General features: G+C 72.7%; 26 protein-coding genes. 15 read left to right on the top strand and 11 right to left on the bottom strand.

Annotated elements, in window-relative coordinates; translation table 11 throughout:
* Positions 1-40 precede the first annotated feature (40 nt).
* Entirely contained in the window at positions 41-493 is a 453-nt protein-coding gene (locus ABZ815_RS49810; protein WP_357709741.1) for a MarR family transcriptional regulator, read from the top strand.
* Positions 494-581: 88 nt separating this feature from the next.
* Here the strand turns inward: ABZ815_RS49810 and ABZ815_RS49805 are convergent, their stop codons facing one another.
* A complete protein-coding gene (locus ABZ815_RS49805) occupies positions 582-2,870 on the bottom strand; it encodes an ATP-binding domain-containing protein (protein WP_357709739.1) in 2,289 nt (762 codons plus the stop codon).
* A 138-nt stretch (positions 2,871-3,008) separates the two neighbouring features.
* Between ABZ815_RS49805 and ABZ815_RS49800 the strand changes: the two genes are divergently transcribed.
* Complete coding sequence (locus ABZ815_RS49800; RefSeq protein WP_357709737.1) at positions 3,009-3,770, top strand: SDR family oxidoreductase; 762 nt, start codon at positions 3,009-3,011, stop codon at positions 3,768-3,770.
* 40 nt (positions 3,771-3,810) lie between these two features.
* On the opposite strand, the gene ABZ815_RS49795 is transcribed toward ABZ815_RS49800, so the two are convergent.
* Positions 3,811-4,326 carry a CGNR zinc finger domain-containing protein gene (locus tag ABZ815_RS49795; RefSeq protein WP_357709734.1) on the bottom strand — a complete coding sequence of 172 codons (516 nt, stop codon included), beginning with the start codon at positions 4,324-4,326 and terminating at the stop codon, positions 3,811-3,813.
* Between the two features lie 98 nt (positions 4,327-4,424).
* Between ABZ815_RS49795 and ABZ815_RS49790 the strand changes: the two genes are divergently transcribed.
* Positions 4,425-5,303 (top strand): hypothetical protein, encoded by an 879-nt coding sequence (locus tag ABZ815_RS49790; protein ID WP_357709732.1) that lies wholly within the window; start codon positions 4,425-4,427, stop codon positions 5,301-5,303.
* A 21-nt stretch (positions 5,304-5,324) separates the two neighbouring features.
* On the opposite strand, the gene ABZ815_RS49785 is transcribed toward ABZ815_RS49790, so the two are convergent.
* Positions 5,325-5,666 (bottom strand): VOC family protein, encoded by a 342-nt coding sequence (locus ABZ815_RS49785; RefSeq protein ID WP_357709729.1) that lies wholly within the window; start codon positions 5,664-5,666, stop codon positions 5,325-5,327.
* A gap of 65 nt (positions 5,667-5,731) precedes the next feature.
* Here ABZ815_RS49785 and ABZ815_RS49780 point away from each other — a divergent pair, with 65 nt between their 5' ends.
* Both ABZ815_RS49780 and ABZ815_RS49775 read left to right on the top strand, forming a co-directional pair.
* Positions 5,732-6,067 (top strand): metalloregulator ArsR/SmtB family transcription factor, encoded by a 336-nt coding sequence (locus ABZ815_RS49780; protein WP_357709766.1) that lies wholly within the window; start codon positions 5,732-5,734, stop codon positions 6,065-6,067.
* Positions 6,064-6,489 (top strand): SRPBCC domain-containing protein, encoded by a 426-nt coding sequence (locus tag ABZ815_RS49775; RefSeq protein ID WP_357709726.1) that lies wholly within the window; start codon positions 6,064-6,066, stop codon positions 6,487-6,489. Before ABZ815_RS49780 ends, ABZ815_RS49775 begins: the two co-directional genes overlap by 4 nt.
* Here the strand turns inward: ABZ815_RS49775 and ABZ815_RS49770 are convergent, their stop codons facing one another.
* From ABZ815_RS49770 to ABZ815_RS49760, 3 genes are all read right to left on the bottom strand, one after another.
* Positions 6,490-6,702, bottom strand: coding sequence for a hypothetical protein (locus ABZ815_RS49770; protein ID WP_352328267.1), 213 nt, complete (start codon positions 6,700-6,702; stop codon positions 6,490-6,492).
* A 60-nt stretch (positions 6,703-6,762) separates the two neighbouring features.
* Positions 6,763-7,374, bottom strand: a complete 612-nt coding sequence (locus tag ABZ815_RS49765; RefSeq protein WP_357709724.1) for a LysE family translocator — start codon at positions 7,372-7,374, stop codon at positions 6,763-6,765.
* A gap of 67 nt (positions 7,375-7,441) precedes the next feature.
* Positions 7,442-8,413 carry a transcriptional regulator gene (locus ABZ815_RS49760; RefSeq protein ID WP_357709721.1) on the bottom strand — a complete coding sequence of 324 codons (972 nt, stop codon included), beginning with the start codon at positions 8,411-8,413 and terminating at the stop codon, positions 7,442-7,444.
* Positions 8,414-8,457: 44 nt separating this feature from the next.
* On the opposite strand from ABZ815_RS49760, the gene ABZ815_RS49755 reads away from it, so the two are divergent.
* Both ABZ815_RS49755 and ABZ815_RS49750 read left to right on the top strand, forming a co-directional pair.
* Complete coding sequence (locus ABZ815_RS49755; protein WP_357709719.1) at positions 8,458-9,210, top strand: DeoR/GlpR family DNA-binding transcription regulator; 753 nt, start codon at positions 8,458-8,460, stop codon at positions 9,208-9,210.
* On the top strand, positions 9,207-10,340 hold the full coding sequence (locus ABZ815_RS49750; protein ID WP_357709716.1) for an MFS transporter: 1,134 nt from the start codon (positions 9,207-9,209) through the stop codon (positions 10,338-10,340). Before ABZ815_RS49755 ends, ABZ815_RS49750 begins: the two co-directional genes overlap by 4 nt.
* Positions 10,341-10,409: 69 nt before the next feature.
* Here ABZ815_RS49750 and ABZ815_RS49745 read toward each other — a convergent pair whose 3' ends face one another.
* The 3 genes from ABZ815_RS49745 to ABZ815_RS49735 form a co-directional block, all read right to left on the bottom strand.
* Positions 10,410-11,171: a TSUP family transporter gene (locus ABZ815_RS49745; RefSeq protein WP_357709713.1), complete on the bottom strand. Its 762-nt coding sequence runs from the start codon at positions 11,169-11,171 to the stop codon at positions 10,410-10,412.
* 465 nt (positions 11,172-11,636) lie between these two features.
* Positions 11,637-12,254: an ATP-dependent Clp protease proteolytic subunit gene (locus ABZ815_RS49740; RefSeq protein ID WP_357709710.1), complete on the bottom strand. Its 618-nt coding sequence runs from the start codon at positions 12,252-12,254 to the stop codon at positions 11,637-11,639.
* A gap of 2 nt (positions 12,255-12,256) precedes the next feature.
* Positions 12,257-12,820, bottom strand: coding sequence for an ATP-dependent Clp protease proteolytic subunit (locus tag ABZ815_RS49735; protein WP_357709708.1), 564 nt, complete (start codon positions 12,818-12,820; stop codon positions 12,257-12,259).
* 144 nt (positions 12,821-12,964) lie between these two features.
* Between ABZ815_RS49735 and ABZ815_RS49730 the strand changes: the two genes are divergently transcribed.
* Positions 12,965-14,194: a histidine kinase gene (locus tag ABZ815_RS49730; protein WP_357709705.1), complete on the top strand. Its 1,230-nt coding sequence runs from the start codon at positions 12,965-12,967 to the stop codon at positions 14,192-14,194.
* Positions 14,195-14,239: 45 nt separating this feature from the next.
* Complete coding sequence (locus tag ABZ815_RS49725; protein WP_357709702.1) at positions 14,240-14,878, top strand: response regulator transcription factor; 639 nt, start codon at positions 14,240-14,242, stop codon at positions 14,876-14,878.
* On the opposite strand, the gene ABZ815_RS49720 is transcribed toward ABZ815_RS49725, so the two are convergent.
* Together ABZ815_RS49720 and ABZ815_RS49715 are read right to left on the bottom strand one after the other, a co-directional pair.
* The gene (locus ABZ815_RS49720; protein ID WP_357709699.1) at positions 14,848-15,726 is read right to left on the bottom strand and encodes a DUF2268 domain-containing putative Zn-dependent protease; all 879 of its coding nucleotides are present in this window, start codon (positions 15,724-15,726) and stop codon (positions 14,848-14,850) included. The genes ABZ815_RS49725 and ABZ815_RS49720 overlap by 31 nt on opposite strands.
* A gap of 45 nt (positions 15,727-15,771) precedes the next feature.
* Positions 15,772-16,533, bottom strand: coding sequence for a hypothetical protein (locus tag ABZ815_RS49715; RefSeq protein WP_357709696.1), 762 nt, complete (start codon positions 16,531-16,533; stop codon positions 15,772-15,774).
* A 55-nt stretch (positions 16,534-16,588) separates the two neighbouring features.
* On the opposite strand from ABZ815_RS49715, the gene ABZ815_RS49710 reads away from it, so the two are divergent.
* Genes ABZ815_RS49710 through ABZ815_RS49685 form a run of 6 tightly spaced genes read left to right on the top strand, consistent with a single transcriptional unit; the run spans position 16,589 to position 21,437 of the window.
* Positions 16,589-17,590, top strand: coding sequence for a MoxR family ATPase (locus ABZ815_RS49710; RefSeq protein ID WP_357709693.1), 1,002 nt, complete (start codon positions 16,589-16,591; stop codon positions 17,588-17,590).
* Positions 17,587-18,519 (top strand): DUF58 domain-containing protein, encoded by a 933-nt coding sequence (locus tag ABZ815_RS49705; protein WP_357709690.1) that lies wholly within the window; start codon positions 17,587-17,589, stop codon positions 18,517-18,519. The genes ABZ815_RS49710 and ABZ815_RS49705 overlap by 4 nt, the downstream gene beginning before the upstream one ends.
* The gene (locus tag ABZ815_RS49700; RefSeq protein ID WP_357709687.1) at positions 18,516-19,463 is read left to right on the top strand and encodes a VWA domain-containing protein; all 948 of its coding nucleotides are present in this window, start codon (positions 18,516-18,518) and stop codon (positions 19,461-19,463) included. The genes ABZ815_RS49705 and ABZ815_RS49700 overlap by 4 nt, the downstream gene beginning before the upstream one ends.
* Before the next feature lie 11 nt (positions 19,464-19,474).
* Positions 19,475-20,065 (top strand): methyltransferase, encoded by a 591-nt coding sequence (locus ABZ815_RS49695; protein ID WP_357709684.1) that lies wholly within the window; start codon positions 19,475-19,477, stop codon positions 20,063-20,065.
* The gene (locus ABZ815_RS49690) at positions 20,062-20,601 is read left to right on the top strand and encodes a TrmH family RNA methyltransferase (RefSeq protein WP_357709681.1); all 540 of its coding nucleotides are present in this window, start codon (positions 20,062-20,064) and stop codon (positions 20,599-20,601) included. The genes ABZ815_RS49695 and ABZ815_RS49690 overlap by 4 nt, the downstream gene beginning before the upstream one ends.
* A complete protein-coding gene (locus ABZ815_RS49685; protein ID WP_357709678.1) occupies positions 20,598-21,437 on the top strand; it encodes a glycerophosphodiester phosphodiesterase in 840 nt (279 codons plus the stop codon). Before ABZ815_RS49690 ends, ABZ815_RS49685 begins: the two co-directional genes overlap by 4 nt.
* Positions 21,438-21,476: the final 39 nt, after the last annotated feature.

Raw genomic sequence — 21,476 nt, 5'->3', positions numbered from 1 at the left:
GTGACCTGACTTTCCTGATAACCTTCTCAGGAAGCGAGAGGTGAGCGTGGACGACGAACGCGAAGACCTGATCCGACGGATCACCGAGACACAGCGAGACCTGGGAAAACTGTTCACACAACAGCAGTCCCCCCTGTTCAGCTCCAATCTCACCATCCGCCAGCTCCACGTCGTCATGCAGCTGTCCACGCACGGCTCCGCCTCGGGCCAGGACCTCGCCCACACCCTCGGCGTCAGCCTGGCCACCGTCACCGGCATCGTCGACCGCCTGGTCGCCCAGGGCCTGGTCAGCAGGCATGAAGACCCCAACGACCGCCGGGTGCGCCGGGTCGAGCTCACCCCCGCCGGCGTCACCCTGATCGCCGAGATCAACGACGCCGGCCTCAGACACTACAAGCGCATCATGTCCCACCTGGACACCGAGGCCCTGCGTGCCCTCGACCACGCCACCCGCCGCATCCGCGAGGTCGCGGACAAGCTCTACAACGAATGACCCGCGCGGCGCGCTCCCGGTAGCCGCTGGATTTTCGGGGTGTTCGAGGTGAATTTCCACCAGCCCAGCGGCTTTACATTGTAGATTTTCAGGCCAGGCGGGACAACATCGCCGGAAGGTCGCCCTCGTAGGCCACCGTCAGCCGCCGCGTCGCCCGCGTCACCGCCACGTACAGGTCGTGGCCGCCCATCGGCGACTGCGCCAGGATCCCGGCCGGGTCGACCACCACCACCCCGTCGAACTCCAGCCCCTTGGCCTGCGTCACCGTCAGCACCACCAGCGGCGCGTCCAGATCCTCCGCCCCCGGGAACAGCGCCGCCACCCGCGCGCGCAGCCCGTCGGACGTGACGATCCCCAACCGGCCGCCCGCGCCCGGCCCGGACAGCTCGGCCAGCTCCGCCGCCACCAGCGCCGGCAGCTCCGCCACCGGCACCCGCACCGCGCGCGGCTCGTCGCCGCCGTCGCGCACCGACTCCGGCGGCTCCTGCCCCGGCGCCACCGCCGCCAGCACGTCGGCCGCCACCCGCATGATCTCCAGCGGCGTCCGGTAGTTGACCAGCAGCCGCTCCTCCCGCCAGCGCCCCTCCAGATACGGGTCGAGCACCTCGGCCCACGACCGCGCCCCCGCCGCCGACCCCGTCTGGGCCAGGTCGCCCACCACGGTCAGCGACCGCGCCGGAACCCGCCGCACCACCATCCGCCAGGCCATCGGCGACAGCTCCTGCGCCTCGTCCACGATCACGTGCCCGTACGCCCACGTGCGGTCGGCCGCCGCCCGCTCGGCCGTCGTCAGCCCTGTGCCGTCGTCGGCCTGCCGCTCGGCCAGCACGTCGGCCCGGTCGAAGACGCCGCCCTCCAGCAGGCCCGTGCTCTCCAGCACCTCGCGCGCGTACAGCTCCTGCTCGGCCCACTCCTCCCCCGCCCGCCGCGCCGCCACCCGGTCGGCCGAGTCGTCGTGGCCCAGCAGCTCGGCCGCCTCGTCCAGCAGCGGCACGTCGCCGACCGTCCACGGCGACTCGCGGGGGCGTACCAGCGGCGTCCAGTCCAGGCCCGGCGGGCACACCGACCACAACGTGTCCGGCGCCGAGAGCAGATCGGCGACCAGCTCCTGCGGCGTCAGCTCCGGCCACAGCTCCGCCACCGCCCGCCGCACCGGCTCCTCGCCCCACAGCCGCCCGGCCGCCAGCGCGATGTCCGTCTCGTCCAGGTCGCCCTCCAGGTCCAGCGGCTCGGCCAGCTCCGGGTCGTCGACCGCCAGCTCCTCCAGGTGCAGCGACTCCTCCAGCGCCCGCGCCTCCGCCCTGGCCAGCTCCTTCAGCAGCTCGGTGACGTACAGCTTGCGCGCCATGTTGTGGGGCAGGCGCACCGCCCGCGCCCGCTCGCGCAGCCGCGCGCACACCGCGTGCGGCACACGCAGCCGCAGGCCGTCGAGCTCCACCTCCAGATCCCCCACCGGCACCCGCTGCCGGTCGGCCACCGCCGCGGCCACCACCTCGGCCATCCGCAGGTCGCCCTTGACCACCGCGACCTCCGGCGGATCGGCGGCCACCGCCCGCACCCCCGGGAACAGCTCGCCCACCGTGGCCATCACCACCTGCGTCTCCCCCAGCGCCGGCAACACCTGCCCGATGTAGCGCAGGAACATCGGATTGGGCCCCACCACCAGCACCCCGCGCCGCTCCAGCGTGTCGCGGTGGGTGTAGAGCAGGTAGGCGGCCCGGTGCAGCGCCGCGACGGTCTTGCCGGTGCCCGGCCCGCCCTGCACCACCAGCGCCCCCTGCAACGCCGCCCTGATCACCCGGTCCTGCTCGATCTGGATCGTGGCCACCACGTCGCCCATCCGGCCGGTACGGCCCCGCCGCAGCGCCGCCAGCAGCGCCGCCTCGCCCACCAGCGTGCGCCGGTCGCCGTCGGACATGCCGTCCAGGTCGAACACCTCGTCGTCGATGCCGACCACCGTGCGGTCCTTCAGGTGCAGGTGCCGGCGCCGCACCAGGCCGCCCGGGTCGGTCGCGGTGGCCACGTAGAACGGGCGCGCCGCCGGGGCCCGCCAGTCGATCAGCACCGACTCGTGGTCCTCGTCCCGCAGCCCGATCCGGCCGACGTACGTGCTGAGGCCGCCGGAGTCGTCGATCCGGCCGAAGCACAGGCCGCGCTCGACCGCGTTGAGCTGGGCCAGCCTGCGCGCCTGCTCGGAGGCGGTCACCTCGCGCTCGACCCTGGCCTGCCGGCTGCCCATCGCGCCGCCCCCGGCGTACACCTGGCGCAGCGTGGCCTGCGCCCGCTCCCTGGCCGCGTCGAGCCTGGCGTACAGCCACTGGACCGTACGCTGCTCGCTGTCAAGGGCTTCCGCGAGACCATCTTGACGATTAGCCATTAGCTGCTATACTCCTTTACGGGAGCTCTGTGGAGCCGCTTGCAGAATGTCGAGCTCACGAGCTTAGCCCTCCTTCGCCTGTCCGGCAACCGGCACCGCCCGTCCACCCCTGGACGGTTGCTGCTAGCTTGAACGGTCGTGTCGGACTATCTGCGTGACCTGTTCTCCCTGCACGGCCGCCGCGCCCTCGTCACCGGCGGCAGCTCCGGGATCGGCCTGGCCATGGCCGAGGCGATCGGCCGGGCCGGGGCCGAGATCGTGCTCGCCGCCCGCCGCCCCGCCGAGCTCGAACAGGCCGCCGACCGGCTGCGCGCCCACGGCGTCACCACCTCCGCCGTCAGCGCCGACCTGCACGACCGCGACGACCTCGCCCGCCTGTGCGCCGCCGCCGGCGAGATCGACATCCTGGTCAACGCCGCCGGCAACAACATCCGCAAACCCATGGCCGAGCTCACCCCCGGCGACTACGAGCAGACCATCGCCGTGCACCTGACCGCCCCCTATCTGCTCGGCCAGCACTTCGGCCCCCGCATGGCCGCCCGCGGCTGGGGACGCGTCATCAACATCGGCTCCCAGCAGACCATCAGCGCCTTCGGCCACAGCGGCGTGTACGGCGCCGCCAAGGCCGCCGTCGCCGGCCTCACCCGCTCCCAGGCCGAGGCGTGGTCGGCGCACGGCGTCTGCGTCAACACGATCATCCCCGGATTCGTGCTCACCCCGCTGACCGAATCCGCCCAGGCCGTCCCGGGCCGCGTCGAAGAGCTGGCCGCCCGCCACATTGCCGGCCGCAACGGCCTGCCGGCCGACTTCGCGGGCGCGGCGGTGTTCCTGGCCGGTGACGCCTGCGCGTTCGTCACCGGCCAGATGCTCTTCGTCGACGGCGGGTTCTCCGTGCACTGACGGTCCCGATCACGAAGGCCCAGCGCCTTTACGTTGTAGATCAGGTGCGGCGGCGGGCGCGGTAGGCGCTGGCCTTGGCGCGGTTCTGGCAGGACAGGCCGCAGAACCGGCGCGAGGCGTTGCGGGTGACGTCGAAGAAGACCACGCCGCAAGACGCCGCCTCGCACGAGCGCAGCCGCACCCCCTGGCCGACGCCGATCACCATGGCCAGGGCCGTGCCCATGTCGGCCGCCCAGGCGTCCACCAGGTCGGCGTCCGGGCTGTGGAAGGCCAGGACGGGCGGGTCGCCGTGCAGGTTGGGGACGGCGCCGTGCCGTATCAGAGCCTGGTTCAGCACGGCCGGAGCGGCGGGACCGGCGACGAAGGCGGGGTGCAGCTCGGCGGCCACCCCGGCCAGCCGGTCGGCGTCGGCGCCCGTCAGCGCCCTGCTGGGAACCCACCCGTGCTGGACGAACGCGGCGTCGAGCGCGGCACGCCGGTCGGCGGGCGGCACGACGGGACGGCCGCGCGCCTGGGTGACGGCCAGTTCGTTGACCAGCACGACGGCCAGATCCACCCACCTTCCGACATAACTGTCTATTTGCGATTGACCAGTGATGCGCCACGCGTCTATCGTCACTGGCATAGCTTATCTAGACAGTGAGGTGTTCCGCCGTGAGCGCATGGTCCCGACTTTCCCGCCGCATGTGGCACCAGATCGAGCCGCTGCACGCCGTGCTGTACTTCGCGCCCGAGGCGTTCGCCGAGGCCGCCGCGCTGGGCTACGACGTCGAGTCGCGCTGGCCGAGCTATTTCGCCTACCGCACCGCGCCGCTCGGCCGGGCGGGGACGCACCTGGCGACGGCCGCGTACCACAGCTTCAGCCCGCGGACGGTCGGCGAGCACGTGCCGGGCGTGTGGCAGACCGCCTCCCCGGAGCAGGTGCTGCGGGCGCGGCTGGTGGCGATCGACCGCGTCTGCCGCGGGCTGCTGGGTGACCGGCTGGACGGTCCGGAGCTCGCCGAGGCGGCCGGGCTGGCCCGGCGGGCCGCCGAGAGCGTGACGGTGGCGGGACGGCCGTTCGCCGCCGCCAACCTCGACCTGCCCTGGCCCGACGAGCCGCACCTGGTGCTGTGGCAGGCCGCGACCGTGCTGCGCGAGCACCGCGGCGACGGGCACGTGGCGGCGCTGCTGACGGCCGGGCTGGACCCGTGCGAGTCGCTGGTGTCCTTCGCCGCCATCGGGGCCGCGCCGCCGGAGAACTTCGCCGGACGCGGCTGGAGCGGCCAGGAGTGGGCCGAGGCCGCCGAACGGCTGGCCGCGCGCGGCCTGCTGGATGCCGCCGGTCAGGCCACCGAGCGCGGCCGGGCACTGCGCGACCAGGTCGAACGCCTGACCGACGAACTGGCCGCGCAGCCCTGGCAGCGACTCGGCGAGGAACGCGCACAGCGGCTGGCCGGCCTGTGCGCGCCGCTGCTGGGCGCGGTGTTCGGGGCCGGCCTGCTGCCCATGACCAGCACGCTCGGCATCACCACGGTCAAGGCCCCCGACTGATCCCGTGAGCGCGCGGGGGTCTCACTCGAAGCCGGGCGCGGGCTGCCACAGGCTGATCTCGGTGCCCTGGTCGTCGGTGCAGGTGCAGCCGCGTCCGGACTTGCTGTCGTAGACCTCGCCGGTCGTGCCGCCGAGCTCGCGCACCCGCTCCACCGCGGCGTCGATGTCCTCGACGTGGTAGTAGAGGTTGGGCTGCGAGGACGGGCCGAAGGCGTTCAGGCCCATGGGCACGGAGGTGTTGGTGACGTGCAGGTAACGCTCGTGCTCGCGCCTGAACTCCCAGCCGAACAGCGGCCCGTAGAAGGCCGCCGCCCGCTCCAGGTCCCGTACGGACAGGGTGTAGTAGCCCAGCTGGACACTCATGTACGCCCCCTCGCAATAATTGCCTCTACCGTTAAGGATCCACACCTTAACGGAAGGAGGCAAAGATTAACAATAACGTTAACGACCTGGACGCCACGCTGGCCGCCCTCGCCGACCCGACCAGACGCAAGGTGATCGACCTGCTGCGCGAGGGCCCGCGCCCGGCCGGCGAGCTGGCCCAGGCCGTGCAGATGAGCGCCCCCGCGCTCAGCAGGCACCTGCGCGTCCTGCGGGCCGGCGGCCTGGTCCAGGCGGAGGCGGGGGGCACCGACGCCCGGCTGCGGCTCTACACCCTGCGCCAGGAGCCGTTCGCGGCCCTGCAGGCGTGGCTGGACCAGGTGCAGGCGTTCTGGGCCGAGCAGCTCGGCTCGTTCAAGGACCATGTGGAGCGCAAGCGGTGAACGCCGTACGGGCGGCGGTCGTCGTGCCGGTCGATCCGGCGACCGCGTTCCGCATGTTCACCGACGAGATCGACCAGTGGTACGTGCGCGGCCGCCACAGCTGGGTCGACCCCGACCGCGCGGTGGCCATCCGCTTCCAGGACGGCTACCTGCGCGAGCTGTGGGACGACGGCGGCCACGCGGACATGGGCCGGATCGTGCGCTGGGAGCCGCCCCGCCGCCTGGTCTGGGCCGACCTGCTCAACCCGGGCGGCCGGATGGAGATCGAGGTGGCCTTCACCGCGGTCGAGGACGGCACCGAGGTGCTGCTCGAACACCGCGGCCTGAACACCCTGCCGCCCGAGGTGGCCGGGCGCATCCGCCGCGGCTACTCCTGGAACCTCGTGCTGGGCTGGTTCGCCGCACGGTGGCCGCGGGGGTGATCAGCGCCGGCCGTACTTCTTGTGCACGGCCTGCTTGCTGACGCCGATCGCGTCGGCGATCTGCGCCCAGGGCAGGCCCGCCACCCGGGCCCGCCGCACCTGGACGGCCTCCAGGCGCTCGATCTCGCGCCGCAGGGCGGTGGTGGCGTGCAGGGCGAGCAGCGGGTCGTCGTCCTGCGCCTGCCTCATCAGGGACGCCAGGTCGTTGGTCATGCCCTAAAGGTAGTCCACGATCTCCCGTCCGCTCAGTGGGTCTCAGTGGGTCTCAGTGGGTCATCGTGCGTCCAGGACCAGGCGCACGCCCAGGCCGATGAGCACGACGCCGGAGATCTGCTCCAGGCGGCGCCTGACGGCCGGGCGGCCCAGGAAGTCCTTGGCCTTGGCGACCGTCCAGATGAGCAGGCCGTACCAGACGGTGTCCACCAGCACCCACACGACGGCGAGGGTCACCAGCGTCAGGGGCACGTTCTGCCCGGACGGCACGAACTGCGGCAGGAACGACATCGCGAACACCGCGGCCTTGGGGTTGGCCAGGCAGGTGCCCAGCCCCGACAGGTACGACCCGCGCAGCCCGGCCACCGCCTCGCCCTCCGCCGGCGGCGACCCCTTGCGCGCCTGCCACAGCGCCTGGACGCCCATGACGACCAGCACGACGGCGCCCGTCACGCGCATGACGTCGTAGGCGACCTGCGAGGCCACCAGCAGCGCCGACAGGCCGAACGCGGCGGCCAGCGCCCACAGCAGGATGCCGGTCTCGTTGCCCAGGGTGGCCGCCAGGCCGGAGCCGCGGCCGGAGCGGAGCGTCTGACGCAGGATGATGGCGGTGCTCACGCCGGGGACCATGGCCACCAGGAAGCAAGCGCCGACGAAAGCCAGAAGGTACATGGTCGGCATGCTGACAGAGAAGGCGCCGGGTTTTCCGCTGATTTATCAGGAGAGCTTGCGGAGGGCGTCATCCGTACAGCTTGCCGAGGCCGGCCACCGCCTCGGCCATCAGCACCCGCAGCTCGGCCGGCTCCAGCACCTCGACGTCGGCGCCCATGCGCAGCAGCAGCCAGCGGGCGTGCGTGAGCGACTCGACCGGCACGGTGAGCACCCGCCACCCCTCGGGGTCGGGCCCGCCCGCCGCGGCCAGCGCCGCGGCGACGACGTCGGACCCCATCGTGTACGCCAGCAGGTCCTCCCGGCCCGGAGCCAGCCTGATGACGGCCTCGGCGGTGTACATGCGCTCGCGGAACTCCTTGGCGTACGCCCGCCAGAACGCCGCCAGGTCGAAGTCTTCCGGCCTGAGGAACCGGCCGGGAAGCTGCTCGACGGTCAGGATGCGCGAGACCCGGTAGGTGCGCGGGGAGCCGTCGGGCGGCGCGGCGACGAGGTACCACGAGCCGCCCTTGAGCACCAGCCCGTACGGGTGGATCACCCGGTCGACCACCTGCTGGCCCCACCGGCGGTAGGTCATGCGCAGCGGCCGCCGCTCCCACACCCCGTCGGCCACGTCGCTCAGGTGCGGCACGTCGTCGGCCGAGCGGTACCAGCCGGGCACGTCCAGCAGGAAACGCTCGCGCATCCGGGAGGCGTGCGAGCGCGGCTCGGGCGGCAGCGCGGCCAGCAGCTTCAGCTCTGCGGCGGCCGCGACCTCGCCCAGCCCCAGCTCGGCGGCGGGCCCCGGCAGCCCGGCCAGGAACAGCGAGGACGCCTCCTCGGCCGTCAGCCCGGTGAGGCGGGTGCGGTAGCCGTCCAGGAGCTGGTAGCCGCCCGCCGGTCCGCGGTCGGCGTACACCGGGACGCCGGCCGCCGACAGGGCCTCCACGTCGCGGTAGACCGTGCGGATCGACACCTCCAGCTCGGCGGCCAGCTCGGGCGCGGTCATGCGGCCGCGCGCCTGCAGCAGCAGGAGGAGGGAGAGCAGACGGCTGGCGCGCATATCCGTCATTGTATTGCGCACATTCTCCGTGTTTGTATGAACACGTGGAACGTTTGACAGCCATCATGAACGCCCTGCGCGCCCACGACAGCGTCTCGGTGGCCGAGCTGGCCGAGGAACACGGCGTGTCGGAGATGACGATCCGGCGCGACCTGGACGAGCTGGCCCAGCAGGGCGTGGTCCGCCGGGTCAGGGGCGGGGCGCTGTCCCTGCTGCTGCGCGGCGAGGAGCCGCCGTTCGGGGTGCGCGAGCGGGAGGCGGTGGAGGCCAAGAGGCGGATCGGCCTCCAGGTCGCGGCCCTGATCGCCGATGGGGAGGCGGTCGTGCTGGACGGCGGCACCACCGTGCTGGAGGTGGCCCGCGCCCTGACCGGACGGCGGCTGACCGTGCTGCCGCTGGCGTTGCAGGCGGTCTCGCTGCTGGCCGCCGCGCCGCGGGTGCGCCTGGTCCTGCCCGGCGGCGAGGTCCGCAAGGGCGAGCTGAACGTCATGGGCCCGCTCGCCGAGAGCTCCATCGCGGCGCTGCGCTTCGACACCGCGGTGATCGGCTGCTGCGGGCTGTCGGCCGAGCACGGCCTGACCGCGCACGACCTTCCCGAGGTCGCGGTCAAGCGGGCGGCCATCGCCGCCGCCCGGCGGGTGATCGTGGCCTGCGACTCGGGCAAGTTCTCCCGTACGGCCTTCGGCGCGGTCTGCCCGATCTCCCGCCTGGACGTCGTGGTGACCGACGAGGGTGTGCCGCCCGAACAGCGTGACGCGCTCGTCGCGGCCGGGGTGAGCGTCAAGGAGGCCCGGTGAGACGCGAACGGACGGCCGTCTACCTGCTGTTCTTCCTGGCCGGCATGGCCATCGGCACCTGGACGGCCCGCATCCCCGCCATCAAGGAGGGCCTCGGCCTCGACGCGGGACGGCTCAGCCTGGCGCTGCTGGCCATCGCCGCGGGCGCCGTCGCGGGCATGACGACCGTCGGCCGCCTGGTGGACCGCTACGGCAGCAGCCGCGTCATGATCCCGGCCGCCCTGCTCCAGGGCGTGGTGCTGGTGCCGCCCGCCCGTGCCCCGAACCTGGGCCTGCTGGCCGCCGCGCTGCTGGTCTTCGGCGTCGTCCACGGCATCCTGGACGTGTCCATGAACGCCAACGCCGTCGAGGTGGAACGCGCCTACGGGCGGCCGGTCATGTCGTCCTTCCACGCCGTCTACAGCATCGGAGGGTTCGTCGGGGCCACGACGGGCGGGGCGTTCGCGCAGGCCGGGCTGCCGCCGTCGGTGACGTTCGGATGCGTGGGGGCGGTGATCGTCGTGCTGGCGGTGTGGGCGTGGCGGTGGGCGCTGCGGTCGGTGCCCGCTCCCCTTCCGGCCCGCGGCACGGGGTCAGGCCGGCCCAAGGGCATCCTGTTCCTCGGCGTGCTGGCCTTCTGCTGCCTGGTGGGCGAGGGGGCGGCGGCCGACTGGAGCTCGGTCTACCTGCGCGAGAACCTGGCCTCCTCGGCGGGGTTCGCCGCCGCCGGATACGCCGCGTTCTCGATCATGATGACCGCGGGACGGCTGGCGGGGGATCGGCTGGCCGCCCGGTTCGGGCCTGTGGCGCTGGTGCGGTGCTGCGGGCTGCTGGCGGCGGCGGGGCTCGGGCTGGCGCTGCTCGGCGGGGGGCCGGTGGCCGGGGTGGTCGGGTTCGGCTGCTTCGGGGCGGGGTTGTCGTGCATCGTGCCGCAGGTGTTCTCGGCCGCGGGGCACCGGGACCCGGCCTTCGCGGGACGGGCGCTGGCGCGGGTGGCGTCCATCGGTTACCTGGGGTTCCTGTCGGGGCCGGTGATCATCGGAGGGGTGGCCCAGCTCGCGGGGTTGCCGCGGGCGCTGGCCGTACCGGCGCTGATGGCGGCGTTCGTCGCGATCACGGCCCCCGCCCTGCGCACCCCCGAGCCCGCCTGACCGCGCTGCGTGTTCACGCACCGGCCGCCTGATCCCTGGCCGCCTCTCGCGGTGGCGGCGTGGCGGAGGTCAGCCGAACTGCTGCCAGCCGAGCCTGACCACCATCGCCACCACCACGCACAACAGCACGACCCGGACGAACGCCGTGCCGCGCCTGATCGCCATCCTGGCGCCGAGCTGGGCGCCCGCCACGTTGCACAGCGCCATGCCGAGCCCGAGCGCCCACTGCACGTGCCCCTGCAGCCCGAACACCGCCAGCGCCCCGAGGTTCGTGCCCACGTTGATGATCTTCGCTGAGGCGGAGGCGGAGACGAAGTCCAGGCCGAGGATGGTGGTGAAGGCGATGATGAGGAACGTGCCGGTGCCCGGCCCCATGATGCCGTCGTAGAAGGCGATGCCCACGCCCGCCACGGCCACGGCCGTCACCACCCGGGCGTTCGTCCGCAGATGCGGCTGCGGCAGCGCGCCCATCGAAGGACGCAACGTGACGAACGCCGCCACGCCGAGCAGCACCACCATCACGACCGGGCGCAACACGTCGGCCGAGATCGCCGCGGCCGCCCATGCGCCCAGCCCGGCGCTCACCACGGCCAGCGCCGCCCCCGGCAACGCCACCTGACGGTCGGTCTTGGTGGAACGCGCGTACGCCACCGCTGCGGAGGCCGTGCCGAACACCGAGGAGAACTTGTTGGTCGCCATGGCCTGGACGGGCGGCATGCCGGTCATCAGCAACGCCGGCAGTTGCACCAGTCCGCCACCGCCGACGACGGCGTCCACCCACCCGGCGCCGGCCGCCGCCGCCAGCAAAACCACAACCTGCTCCAGCGGCACGCCAACCCCCCATTTCCCCCAAGAAACGCCCAGAAGACTACAACCCCTCCCCCACCCACCACCGCACCCCCACCCGATCGCCATGCCACAACGGCAGCGGGACGACAGCGGGACAGGGCCGCGACAGCCGCAGCCGGACAACCGCCCCGGAGCCGAACGAGGTCGGCGGCGAGGAGGTCAGGTGGCCAGGAGGCGGAGGAAGAGGTTGCGGGGACCCCGAAGCCCTGGCCGACTACGGCCTCGACAACCTCGACGCCTTCCTGCGCGACCTCGTCCACACCGTCTACCCACCGCAGGCATGAGCGACGAGGACACGCCCGGCTTCCGGCGGACCGCGTGACTGAGCGGCCCCCGAGGTCCGGCTCACCTCGCGCGGACGAAGACCGGCGGGCCGCGCGACCTTGACACCCGTGCCGTACGGCAGAGGCGGCAAGGGCGGGCAGCCCGCCGGCAGAGCCCCCGCGATCAGCGGGCGGGCACCAGGGAGCGCTTCCTGGAGGCGTAGATGTCGTCGATCAGCCGGTAGCTGCGCGCCTGCTCCGCGGTGAAGATGCGGTCGCGCTCGATGTCCTTCCTGATCTCCAGCACCCCGCGCCCGGTGTGGCGGGCCAGGATCTCCTCCTGCTGGTCGCGCATCCGCACGATCTCCCTGGCGTGGATCTCCAGGTCGCTCGACTGCCCCCGGCCGCCCTCGGTGGCCGGCTGGTGGAGCAGGACGCGCGCGTGCGGCAGGGCCGCCCGCTTGCCCGGCGTGCCCGCCGCCAGCAGGACGGCCGCCGCCGACGACGCCTCGCCGATGCAGACCGTGTGGATCTCCGGCCGGACGAACTGCATCGTGTCGTAGATGGCCGTCATCGCCGTGAACGACCCGCCCGGCGAGTTGATGTACATGTTGATGTCCTGATCGGGATCGAGCGACTCCAGCGTGAGGAGCTGGGCCATCACGTCGTTGGCCACCGTGTCGTCGATCGGGGCCCCGATGAACACCACCCGGTCCTCGAACAGCTTGTTGTACGGGTTCATCTCCCGCACCCCGTACGAGGTGCGCTCGGTGAAGGAGGGCAGCACGTAACGACCGCTCATGGTCAGTTCATCCCTTCGGCGATGTGGTCGACGAACCCGTACTCCAGCGCCTCCTTGGCGGTGAACCACCGGTCGCGGTCGGAGTCGGCCTGGATGCGCTCCAGCGGCTGGCCCGTGTGGTGGGCGATGATCTCGGCCATCCTGCGCTTGGTGTAGAGCATGTTGTCGGCCTGGATCTGGATGTCGCTGGCCGAGCCGCCGATGCCGCCCAGCGGCTGGTGCATGACGACGCGGGCGTTGGGCAGGGCGTAGCGCTTGCCCGGCGCGCCCGCGGTCAGCAGCAGCTGGCCCATGGAGGCGGCGAAGCCCATCGCCACCGTCGCCACGTCGCACGGGACGAACTGCATCATGTCGTAGAGCGCCATGCCGGCCGTCACCGAGCCGCCCGGAGAATTGATGTACAGGGTTATGTCCCGCTTGGGGTCTTCGGCCGCCAGCAAAAGCAGCTCGCCACAGAGCCGGTTGCAAATCTCGTCGTCGACCTCCTGGCCGAGAACCACGATGCGTTCCTTCAGCAGGCGCTGACTGAGCTGTTCAGGCCAGGCCGCGCGCTGGGTCTCCGTCATTGACGTCGCCTTTCTGTCGAAACTAATTCCGGGAAAAACGCTAGACCCGGCGACGGCGAATTCCGGCCCTTTTTCGCTGGGGGCGCATTTCACTCACGGCGCATTACTCCCAGCGCGAAAAAGCATCGACATACAATCCCGGGTGTGAGAAGGAACCTCCCCCGCCGATGGGCATGCCTCATCCTGGGCGGCGCGCTGCTGATGCCGTACATGATGGCCGGGGTGCTGGTCGCCGGGGTGTGGAGCGGGGTGTCGGCCGACCTGCTGATGCCGATCCAGATCGGGGTGTTCGTCGCGGTGCTGCCGGTGGTGGCGGTGACCGGGCTGTTCCTGCCGGTGCGCGGCCTGGAGGTGAACGCCGCCCAGGGGCTGCTCGGGGCGCGCGTGGAGACGCCGCCGCGGCAGGCCCGCAGGTCCTGGCAGGAGCGGCGGCGCACCGCGGCGTGGTTCACGTTGCATCTGGCGGTCGGCGGCGTGGTGAGCGGGTTCACGCTGGCCGTGGTGCCGTTCACGGCGTTCACGCTGGCGTTGCCGTTCGTCGGGGAGCCGATGCCGGTGCTGGGCCTGACGGCCGAGCCGGGGTGGCCGTCCCTGCTGTGGGCGGCGGCGGGCGTGGCGGCGCTGGCGCTGCTGGTGGCGGGCGCGGCGGGCGCGGGCGCGTTGCTGGCCGCCCTGGCTCCCCCGCTGCTCGGCCCCACCCCCGCCGAACGGCTCGCCGCCGCCGAGGAGCACGCCCGTACGCTGGCCGAACGCAACCGGCTGGCCCGCGAGCTGCACGACTCGGTCGGGCACGCGCTCAGCGTCGTCACCCTGCAGGCCGCCGCGGCCGGACGCGTGCTCGACCGCGACCCGGCCACCGCCAGGACCGCCCTGGCGGCCATCGAGCAGTCGGCGCGCGCCGCGCTGGAGGACCTCGACCACGTGCTCGGCGTCCTGCGCGAGGACCGCCGTGAGAGCCACCATGAGGACGGCCAGGAGGTGGAGGCGCGGCGGGCGCCGCAGGCGACGCTGGCCGACCTCGGCGCGCTGGTGGCCGCCTCCGGCGCCGACGTGTGGCAGGAGGTGGGCGACCTGTCCGGGGTGCCGGCCGTGGTCTCCAGGGAGGCGTACCGCATCGTGCAGGAGGCGCTCACCAACGCGATCAGGCACGGCGGCGGCCCGGTACGGCTGGCCGCCGCCGTCCAGGGGGACGACCTGCGGCTGGAGGTCAGCAACCCCGGCTCGGGACGCGGCGGGCGCCGCCCCCGGGGCGGCGGCCGGGGCGTGGACGGCATGCGCGAACGCGTGCGCCTGCTCCGCGGCGACCTGCGCACCGGCCCCGACGAAGGCGGCTGGACGGTGTCGGTCCGCCTCCCGCTACGGCCGAGCCCGTGACACCCGCAACCCCCGGCCGGGCCGGCCACCTCTAAGGTCGTGCGCATGACACTCAAGGTCGTGATCGCCGACGACGAGGACCTCATCCGCGCCGGTCTGCGCGTCATCATCGACTCCGAGCCCGGCCTGGCGGTGGTCGGCGAGGCCGGAGACGGCGCCGCGGTCCTGCCGGTCGTGCGCCGCGAGCGCCCCGACGTCGTGCTGATGGACGTCCGCATGCCCGCCGTGGACGGCATCCAGGCCACCCGCCGGCTGCTGGAGCTCGACGACCCGCCCAAGGTCCTGGTCGTGACCACGTTCGAGAACGACGACCACGTCTACGACGCCCTGCGCGCCGGCGCCAGCGGCTTCCTGCTCAAACGCACCAGGCCGGACGACCTGATCCAGGCGATCAGGCTGGTGGCGGCCGGCGAGTCGCTGCTGTTCCCGGCCGCGATCCGCACCCTGGCCGGACGCCGCCCGCGCGGCCACGTGCCGGGCATCGACCGGCTCACCGGCCGCGAGGGCGACGTGCTGCGGCTGATGACCAAGGGCATGTCCAACACCGAGATCGCCGCCGAGCTGGTCGTCAGCCAGGAGACCGTCAAGACGCACGTCGGCAACGTGCTGGCCAAGCTGGGCGCGCGCGACCGCACCCAGGCCGTGATCGCCGCCTACGAGTCCGGATTCGTCTCCCCCGGCTGAGAACGGCCCAGCAGCCGCGCGGCCGGCAGCAGGGTGGCCTCGGCGGCGCTCAGCCCGGTCTCGGCCAGGGCCCGGTCCACCAGCCGCAGCCCCACCGCGTAACCGGCCATGTCGGGAATGCCGCGGGGCTGCTGCCCGAAGAGCCGCATGGCGCTGTCGCCCAGCACGTACGCCGGCGTGTTCCCCATGCCCCGCACGTCGAACGCGTCCATGATCAGCTCGTGGGCGCGGTCCAGCTCCGCCCCGGTCACCATCCGCGACCAGGGGCCCATGGCCTGCGGCCCCGACAGCTCCCGGACGAACGCCTCGGCCAGCCCCTCGGCCACCACGTGCTCGCCCACGGTCACCGTCCCGGGGTCCCACTCGACGTTGGCGTAACGCACGTTGTGGTGGAACTCGTGCACCGCGCAGTGCGCGATCCTGCCGATGACCTCCTCCGACGGCCAGCCCAGCAGGTAGAGCCAGCCGGGCGAGCCGCCCATCCCGTAGTAGCCGCCGCTGACCTTCATCAGGTGCTCGTTGCCCGGGTCGCCGAGCACGAACATCACCTGCAGCGAAGAGGCCTGCCTGGCCTCCTTCAGCGCGTGGGAGGCGCGTTCCAGCTCCCGCCGCACCTGGCCGAGCACGTCGGCCTCGATCATCGCCCGTACGGCGGGCAGGTAGCGCGGGTCGTCGGCGTCGACGCGGAAGCCGCCGCCCTGGTGGTGGATGTCGACGATGTCGCCGGGCATCGGGATCGCCGGCCGGATCGGCGCCAGCATCTCCCGCAGCGCCTCGGGCCGGTCGGCGAGCGGCCGGGCGAGCAGGTCGGCCATGGCCGTGAGGGTGTCGTGAACGATGAACTCCATGCCGCGGACGCTAAAGCCTCACGTAACGTCAGGCTCAACCGCATTTCAGAGCGGCGACTCGCCCAGTTCGTCACCCGGCGACCGCCCCGGCGTGCCGGGACCGGTACGCGTCGGCGAGGAGGACTGCGACGGCGAGGGCTCCGGCACCGGCGTGGCGGGAGTGGGCGGCGGTGTGGGCACGAACACCGTCGGCGGGAGCTGCCGGGGCATCTGCTCGCTGTCGCGCCTGCCGAACAGCAGCAACAGCAGGATCGTCGTGACCAGCACCAGCAGCAGCGCCAGCGCCAGCGCGGCCAGCAGCACCCGCCGGCGCGTCTCGGTCAGCGGCAGCCGCCGCAGCAGCGGCCCCGGCAGCGCGGGCGCGCGGTCGGTCAGCCAGTACGGCACGAAGTCCGGCCCGTGCGCCTGCCCGATGAACGTCCCGCCCACCATGACCGGGTCCAGGAAGCGTTCGGCCCCCGGCTGCCCCGGCGCGTACGGCACCGCCACCCACGGCGCCGGCCCGTCGTGCACGTCGAGCACCTCGGGCGTCCCGTCGAGCACCGACGCACGCGCCCGGCCGAGCCCCAGCCACCCGCGCCCGCCCGAACGCCCCGACGCCTCCTTGATCGCGGTCATGAACCGGTCGCGCGCGGCGGCGTCCAGGGCCGCGCCCCGCGTGAGCACGGCCAGCGACACCGCGCGCCCGTCGGGCCCCTGGCCCAGGTAGACGAACCCGGCCGGAGCCGTGTGCAGGCGGGCCTGCACGACGTAGCGCCCCAGCCGGGGCGGATCACCGTACTGCAGGGGACTTGCCACGTTTGCCATGAAAGCACAGACGTGGCGTCGTGCACGTTCGCGGCGCGTTTGGTGGAATGGCGTCATGAGCGTCGCCGAAGAGTTGCCAGGCGGAAACGACGCGGCACTGCTGCGTCAAAGTCTCGACGAGGTCCGGCGTGTCATCGTGGGACAGGAGCACATGGTCGAGCGGCTGCTCGTGGCCCTGCTCGCCCGCGGTCACTGCCTGCTCGAAGGCGTGCCGGGCGTCGCCAAGACCCTCGCCGCCGCCACCCTGGCCACCGTCGTGGGCGGCACGTTCGCCCGGATCCAGTTCACCCCCGACCTCGTGCCGAGCGACATCGTCGGCACCCGCGTCTTCCACCCCTCCAACGAGAAGTTCGACGTCGAGCTCGGCCCGGTGTTCGTCAACTTCCTGCTGGCCGACGAGATCAACCGCGCCCCGGCCAAGGTCCAGTCCGCGCTGCTGGAGGTGATGGCCGAGCGCCAGGTCACGCTGGCCGGCGTCACCCATCCGCTGCCCCGGCCGTTCATCGTGCTGGCCACCCAGAACCCGATCGAGTCCGAGGGCGTCTACCCGCTGCCCGAGGTGCAGCGCGACCGCTTCCTGTTCCGCGTCCGGGTGCCCCATCCCAGCGCGCACGAGGAGCTGGAGATCCTCCACCGCATGAGCGTCACGCCGCCCGTGGCCGACCGCGTGCTCGACCCCGGCCGGCTGCTGGCCCTGCAGCAGGCCGCCGAGCAGGTCTCGGTGCACCAGCTCGTGGCCGACTACGTGGTGCGCCTGGTCATGTCCACCCGCGCGCCCGCCGACTACGGGCTGGGCGACCTGACCGAGACCATCGAGATCGGCGTCAGCCCCCGCGCCACGCTCGGCCTGGTCTCGGCCGGGCGCGCGCTGGCCCTGCTGCGCGGCCGCGACTACCTGCTGCCCGACGACGTGCGCGACGTGGCGGTCGACGTCATGTCCCACCGGCTCATGCTGACCTTCGACGCGCTGGCCGACGGCGTCGATCCCGAGCAGGTGGTCAAGCAGATCCTGCACGCCGTGCCGCCGCCTCTCGTCGTCTGGAACCAGAACCGTTGAACACCGCCGAGCAGGCGCTGCGGCGGCTGGAGCTGACCGTCACCCGGCGGCTCGACGGCCTGCTGCACGGCGCCCACCAGGGCCTGCTGCCCGGCACCGGCAGCGAGGCCGGCGACAGCCGCCTGTACGTGCCCGGCGAGGACGACGTGCGCCGCATGGACTGGGCCGTCACCGCCCGCACGACCGTCCCCCACGTCCGCGACCTGATCGCCGACAGGGAGCTGGAGACGTGGGCGCTGGCCGACCTGTCGGCCAGCATGGACTTCGGCACCGCCGACACCGACAAGCGCGACCTGGTCGTGGCCGCCGTCGGCGCGATCGGCTTCCTGGCCAGCCGCATGGGCGACCGGTTCGGCGCGCTGGTGCTGCACGAGGAGTACATCCACCGGATGCCCGCCCGCACCGGCCGCCCGGCCCTGTACGGCCTGCTCAACTCCCTCATGGACGCCCCGCGCGGCCGGGTCGTGCCGGACGCCCCCGACCTGGCCGAGGGCATCGACGTGCTGGCGGCCACCCGGCGTCGCAGGGGCCTGCGCCTGGTCGTCTCCGACTTCCTCGACGCCCGGCCCGAGCTCGACCCCGACGCCGAACGCCCCTGGGAGCGCCCGATCAGGCGGCTGGCCTCCCGCCACCAGGTGCTGGCCGTGGAGGTCATCGACCCCCGCGAGCTGGAGCTGCCGGACGTCGGCCGGGTGGCGTTCACCGATCCCGAGACCGGGAACGTACGTGAAGTGCACCTTTCTCCCAAAGTCCGGCAAGCATATGCAGAAGCCGCCGCCCTCCAGCGTGAGGGCACCCGGCTGGCCCTGCGCCGCGCCGGGATCGCCCACCTGGTGCTGCGGACCGACAGGGACTGGGTGTTCGACGTGGCGCAGTTCGTCCTGCGCCAGCGCCGCATGAGCCACCTCGCCCACCGGAGACCCGTATGACGTTTCTCGCCCCCGGCTGGTTGTGGCTGCTCGTGCTGGTGGCGCTGCTGGTGGCCGGATACGTCGTGGCGCAGTTCGCCCGCCGCCGCTACACCGTGCGCTTCACCAACCTGGCGCTGCTCGACCTCGTCGCCCCCGCCGGGCCCAGCTGGCGCCGGCACGTGCCCCCCGCGCTGTTCCTCGTCATGATGTCGCTGCTGGTCGTCGGCGCCGCCAAGCCCGCCGACCAGGTACGCGTCCCCCGCGACCGGGCCACCATCATGATCGCCCTCGACGTCTCCCTGTCCATGGACGCCGGCGACGTCCAGCCCAACCGGATCAGCGCCGCCAAGGCCGCCGCCCAGGCATTCGCCCGGGAGCTGCCCGACCGCTTCAACGTCGGCGTGGTCTCCTTCGCCCGCTCGGCCAACGTCGTCATCTCCCCCACCACCGACCACCAGGCCGTCGTCACCGCCATCGGCAACCTGACCACCCGCCCCGGCACCGCGATCGGCGAGGCCGTCTTCAACTCCCTCGACTCGGTGCGCTCCTTCGACCAGCAGGCCGCCACCGACCCGCCGCCCGCCGCGATCGTGCTGCTGTCCGACGGCGACAACACCTCCGGCCGGTCGGTGAACGAGGCCATCGACGCCGCCCAGCAGGCCCGCGTCCCGGTCTCCACCATCGCGTACGGCACCCAGGAGGGCACTGTCGACATCGACGGCAGGCCCGTGAACGTCCCGGTCAACAAGCAGACGTTGCAGTCGCTGTCCGACGGCACCAGCGGCCGCGCCTACACCGCCGAGTCCGGCAGCGAACTGCGCGACGTCTACGAGCAGATCGGCACCTCCCTCGGGTTCAAGCTGGTCAGCCAGGAGATCACCCAGTGGTTCATCGTGGCCGCGATCGTGATCGGGCTGCTGGTGGCCGGCGCCGCGGTCTTGTTCGGCACGCGCATCCCGTAACGTTTTCCCACGTGGCCCACTACTTCTCCGAACAACCCGAGACCGCGAGCAGGCCGGGCACGGTCGACCTGGTCCTGCCCGACCTGCATCTGCGGCTGGAGACCGACAGGGGCGTGTTCTCACCCGACCGGGTCGACGTCGGCACGCGCGCGCTGCTGGAGTCCGTCCCGCCGCCGCCGCAGGAGGGCGATCTGCTCGACCTGGGGTGCGGCTACGGGCCCATCGCGTTGACGATGGCCTCGCGGGCCCCTGAGGCGACGGTGTGGGCCGTCGACGTGAACCGGCGCAGCCTGGAGCTGACCGAGCGGAACGCCCAGGCCGCCCGCCTTTACAAAGTAAGACCAGTTCATGTCGATGAAGTGCCGGATGACGTGAAATTTCGGGCCATCTGGTCCAATCCCGCCATCCGGATTGGCAAGCCGGCTCTGCACGAGATGCTCACCAGGTGGCTCACCCGGCTGACGCCCGACGGCGTCGCCTACCTGGTCGTCCAGAAACACCTCGGCTCGGACTCCCTGCAGCGCTGGCTCGGCGAGCAGGGCTGGCAGGCCTCCCGAGAGGCCTCCCGAGCCGCCTACCGCATATTGAAGGTGGCCCGATGAGAAGGCAGCTGCGCCCCACCGACGTCAAGCGGCTCAACCGCACCTGGCGCAGGAACACCGACAACCGGCTCGCGCTGATCCTCGAGTCGGTGACGGGCCCGTTCAACGTCGGCTCGATCTTCCGCAGCGCCGCGGCGTTCGGCGTCGACCAGATCTGGCTGGCGGGCAACGCCACGCCCCCCACCAACCCCAAGGCGGGCAAGACGGCGCTCGGCACCGAACGCCTGGTCACCTGGCACGAGCCGGTCCCGGCCACCGACGCGGTCAAGGCCGCCAAGGAGGACGGCTACACCGTGCTGGCCATCGAGCTGACCGGCGAGGCCCTGCCGCTGCACCGCGCCGACCTGGCCCGCGACGTGTGCCTGGTGGTCGGCAGCGAGGACCACGGCTGCTCCCCCGCCCTGCTGGAGGCCGTCGACGGCGTCTGCTACATCCCGCAGGTCGGGCGGGTCGGCTCGTTCAACGTGTCGGTCGCCGCGGCCATCGCGCTGGCCGAGGCCCGCCGCCAGGAGTGGGAGAATCTTCCCGAACCGTGACCGAACCATCCAGCTCCGGAAGGGACACCCCGGTCGTGCTCAGCCGTCGTTTCGCCTTTCTCGACCATCCGGGCCCGCTCGCCTTCGCCCACCGCGGAGGCGCGCTGGAGGGCGCCGAGAACTCCTTCGCGGCCTTCGAACGCGCGGTCGCGCTCGGCTACGACTACCTGGAGACCGACGCGCACGCCACCGCCGACGGCGTGCTGCTGGCCTTCCACGACCACACCCTCGACCGGGTGACCGACCGGCGGGGCCGCATCTCCGAGCAGCCCTACCGGGAGGTCCGGCAGGCCCGCATCGCCGGCGTGCACGAGATCCCGCTGCTGGAGGACCTGCTCGGCACCTGGCCGCAGGTGCGCTTCAACATCGACGTCAAGGAGGCCGCGGCCATCGCGCCGCTGGCCGAGGTGATCCGCCGCACCAACGCCTACGACCGCGTCTGCCTGACCTCCTTCTCCGACGAGCGCCTGGTCATGGCCAGGGCCGCGCTGGGCCGGGAGGTGTGCTCGGCGCTCGGGCCGCGCGGCGTGGCCGCGCTGCGGGCCGCCGCCACCACCTCCGGCTACGGCCGCCTGCTGGCCCGTCTGTCGCGCTCCGGCATCCCGTGCGCGCAGGTGCCGGTCGGCTTCCGCGGCCTGCGCGTCACCACCCGCCGCCTGGTCCGCACCGCCCACGCCATCGGCATGCAGGTGCACGTGTGGACGATCAACGACACCGTCAGCATGGAGCACCTGCTCGACCTCGGCGTCGACGGCATCATGACCGACAACGTCACCGGCCTGCGCGACGTCCTCGACCGCAGGGGCCTGTGGCACCCGCGCGGCATGGCGGCCTGAGCGGCCCGGCGGTCGTGACCTTCCTCTCATGAGGTGATC

It is taken from the genome of Nonomuraea sp. NPDC047529 (assembly GCF_040642995.1).
Lineage (GTDB): Bacteria > Actinomycetota > Actinomycetes > Streptosporangiales > Streptosporangiaceae > Nonomuraea.
Note: the sequence above shows the minus strand (reverse complement) of the source record. Positions and strands in the feature narration are given on the sequence as shown.

What these genes read in the sequence shown, in the direction of transcription:
- ABZ815_RS49700 (WP_357709687.1), top strand. Translation starts at nt 18,516, where the DNA reads ATGACGTTTCTCGCCCCCGGCTGGTTGTGGCTGCTCGTGCTGGTGGCG.
- ABZ815_RS49740 (WP_357709710.1), bottom strand. Translation starts at nt 12,254, where the DNA reads ATGAGCGGTCGTTACGTGCTGCCCTCCTTCACCGAGCGCACCTCGTAC.
- ABZ815_RS49710 (WP_357709693.1), top strand. Translation starts at nt 16,589, where the DNA reads ATGAGCGTCGCCGAAGAGTTGCCAGGCGGAAACGACGCGGCACTGCTG.
- ABZ815_RS49785 (WP_357709729.1), bottom strand. Translation starts at nt 5,666, where the DNA reads ATGAGTGTCCAGCTGGGCTACTACACCCTGTCCGTACGGGACCTGGAG.
- ABZ815_RS49760 (WP_357709721.1), bottom strand. Translation starts at nt 8,413, where the DNA reads ATGCGCGCCAGCCGTCTGCTCTCCCTCCTCCTGCTGCTGCAGGCGCGC.
- ABZ815_RS49725 (WP_357709702.1), top strand. Translation starts at nt 14,240, where the DNA reads ATGACACTCAAGGTCGTGATCGCCGACGACGAGGACCTCATCCGCGCC.
- ABZ815_RS49735 (WP_357709708.1), bottom strand. Translation starts at nt 12,820, where the DNA reads ATGACGGAGACCCAGCGCGCGGCCTGGCCTGAACAGCTCAGTCAGCGC.
- ABZ815_RS49770 (WP_352328267.1), bottom strand. Translation starts at nt 6,702, where the DNA reads ATGACCAACGACCTGGCGTCCCTGATGAGGCAGGCGCAGGACGACGAC.
- ABZ815_RS49805 (WP_357709739.1), bottom strand. Translation starts at nt 2,870, where the DNA reads ATGGCTAATCGTCAAGATGGTCTCGCGGAAGCCCTTGACAGCGAGCAG.
- ABZ815_RS49765 (WP_357709724.1), bottom strand. Translation starts at nt 7,374, where the DNA reads ATGTACCTTCTGGCTTTCGTCGGCGCTTGCTTCCTGGTGGCCATGGTC.
- ABZ815_RS49690 (WP_357709681.1), top strand. Translation starts at nt 20,062, where the DNA reads ATGAGAAGGCAGCTGCGCCCCACCGACGTCAAGCGGCTCAACCGCACC.
- ABZ815_RS49715 (WP_357709696.1), bottom strand. Translation starts at nt 16,533, where the DNA reads ATGGCAAACGTGGCAAGTCCCCTGCAGTACGGTGATCCGCCCCGGCTG.
- ABZ815_RS49720 (WP_357709699.1), bottom strand. Translation starts at nt 15,726, where the DNA reads ATGGAGTTCATCGTTCACGACACCCTCACGGCCATGGCCGACCTGCTC.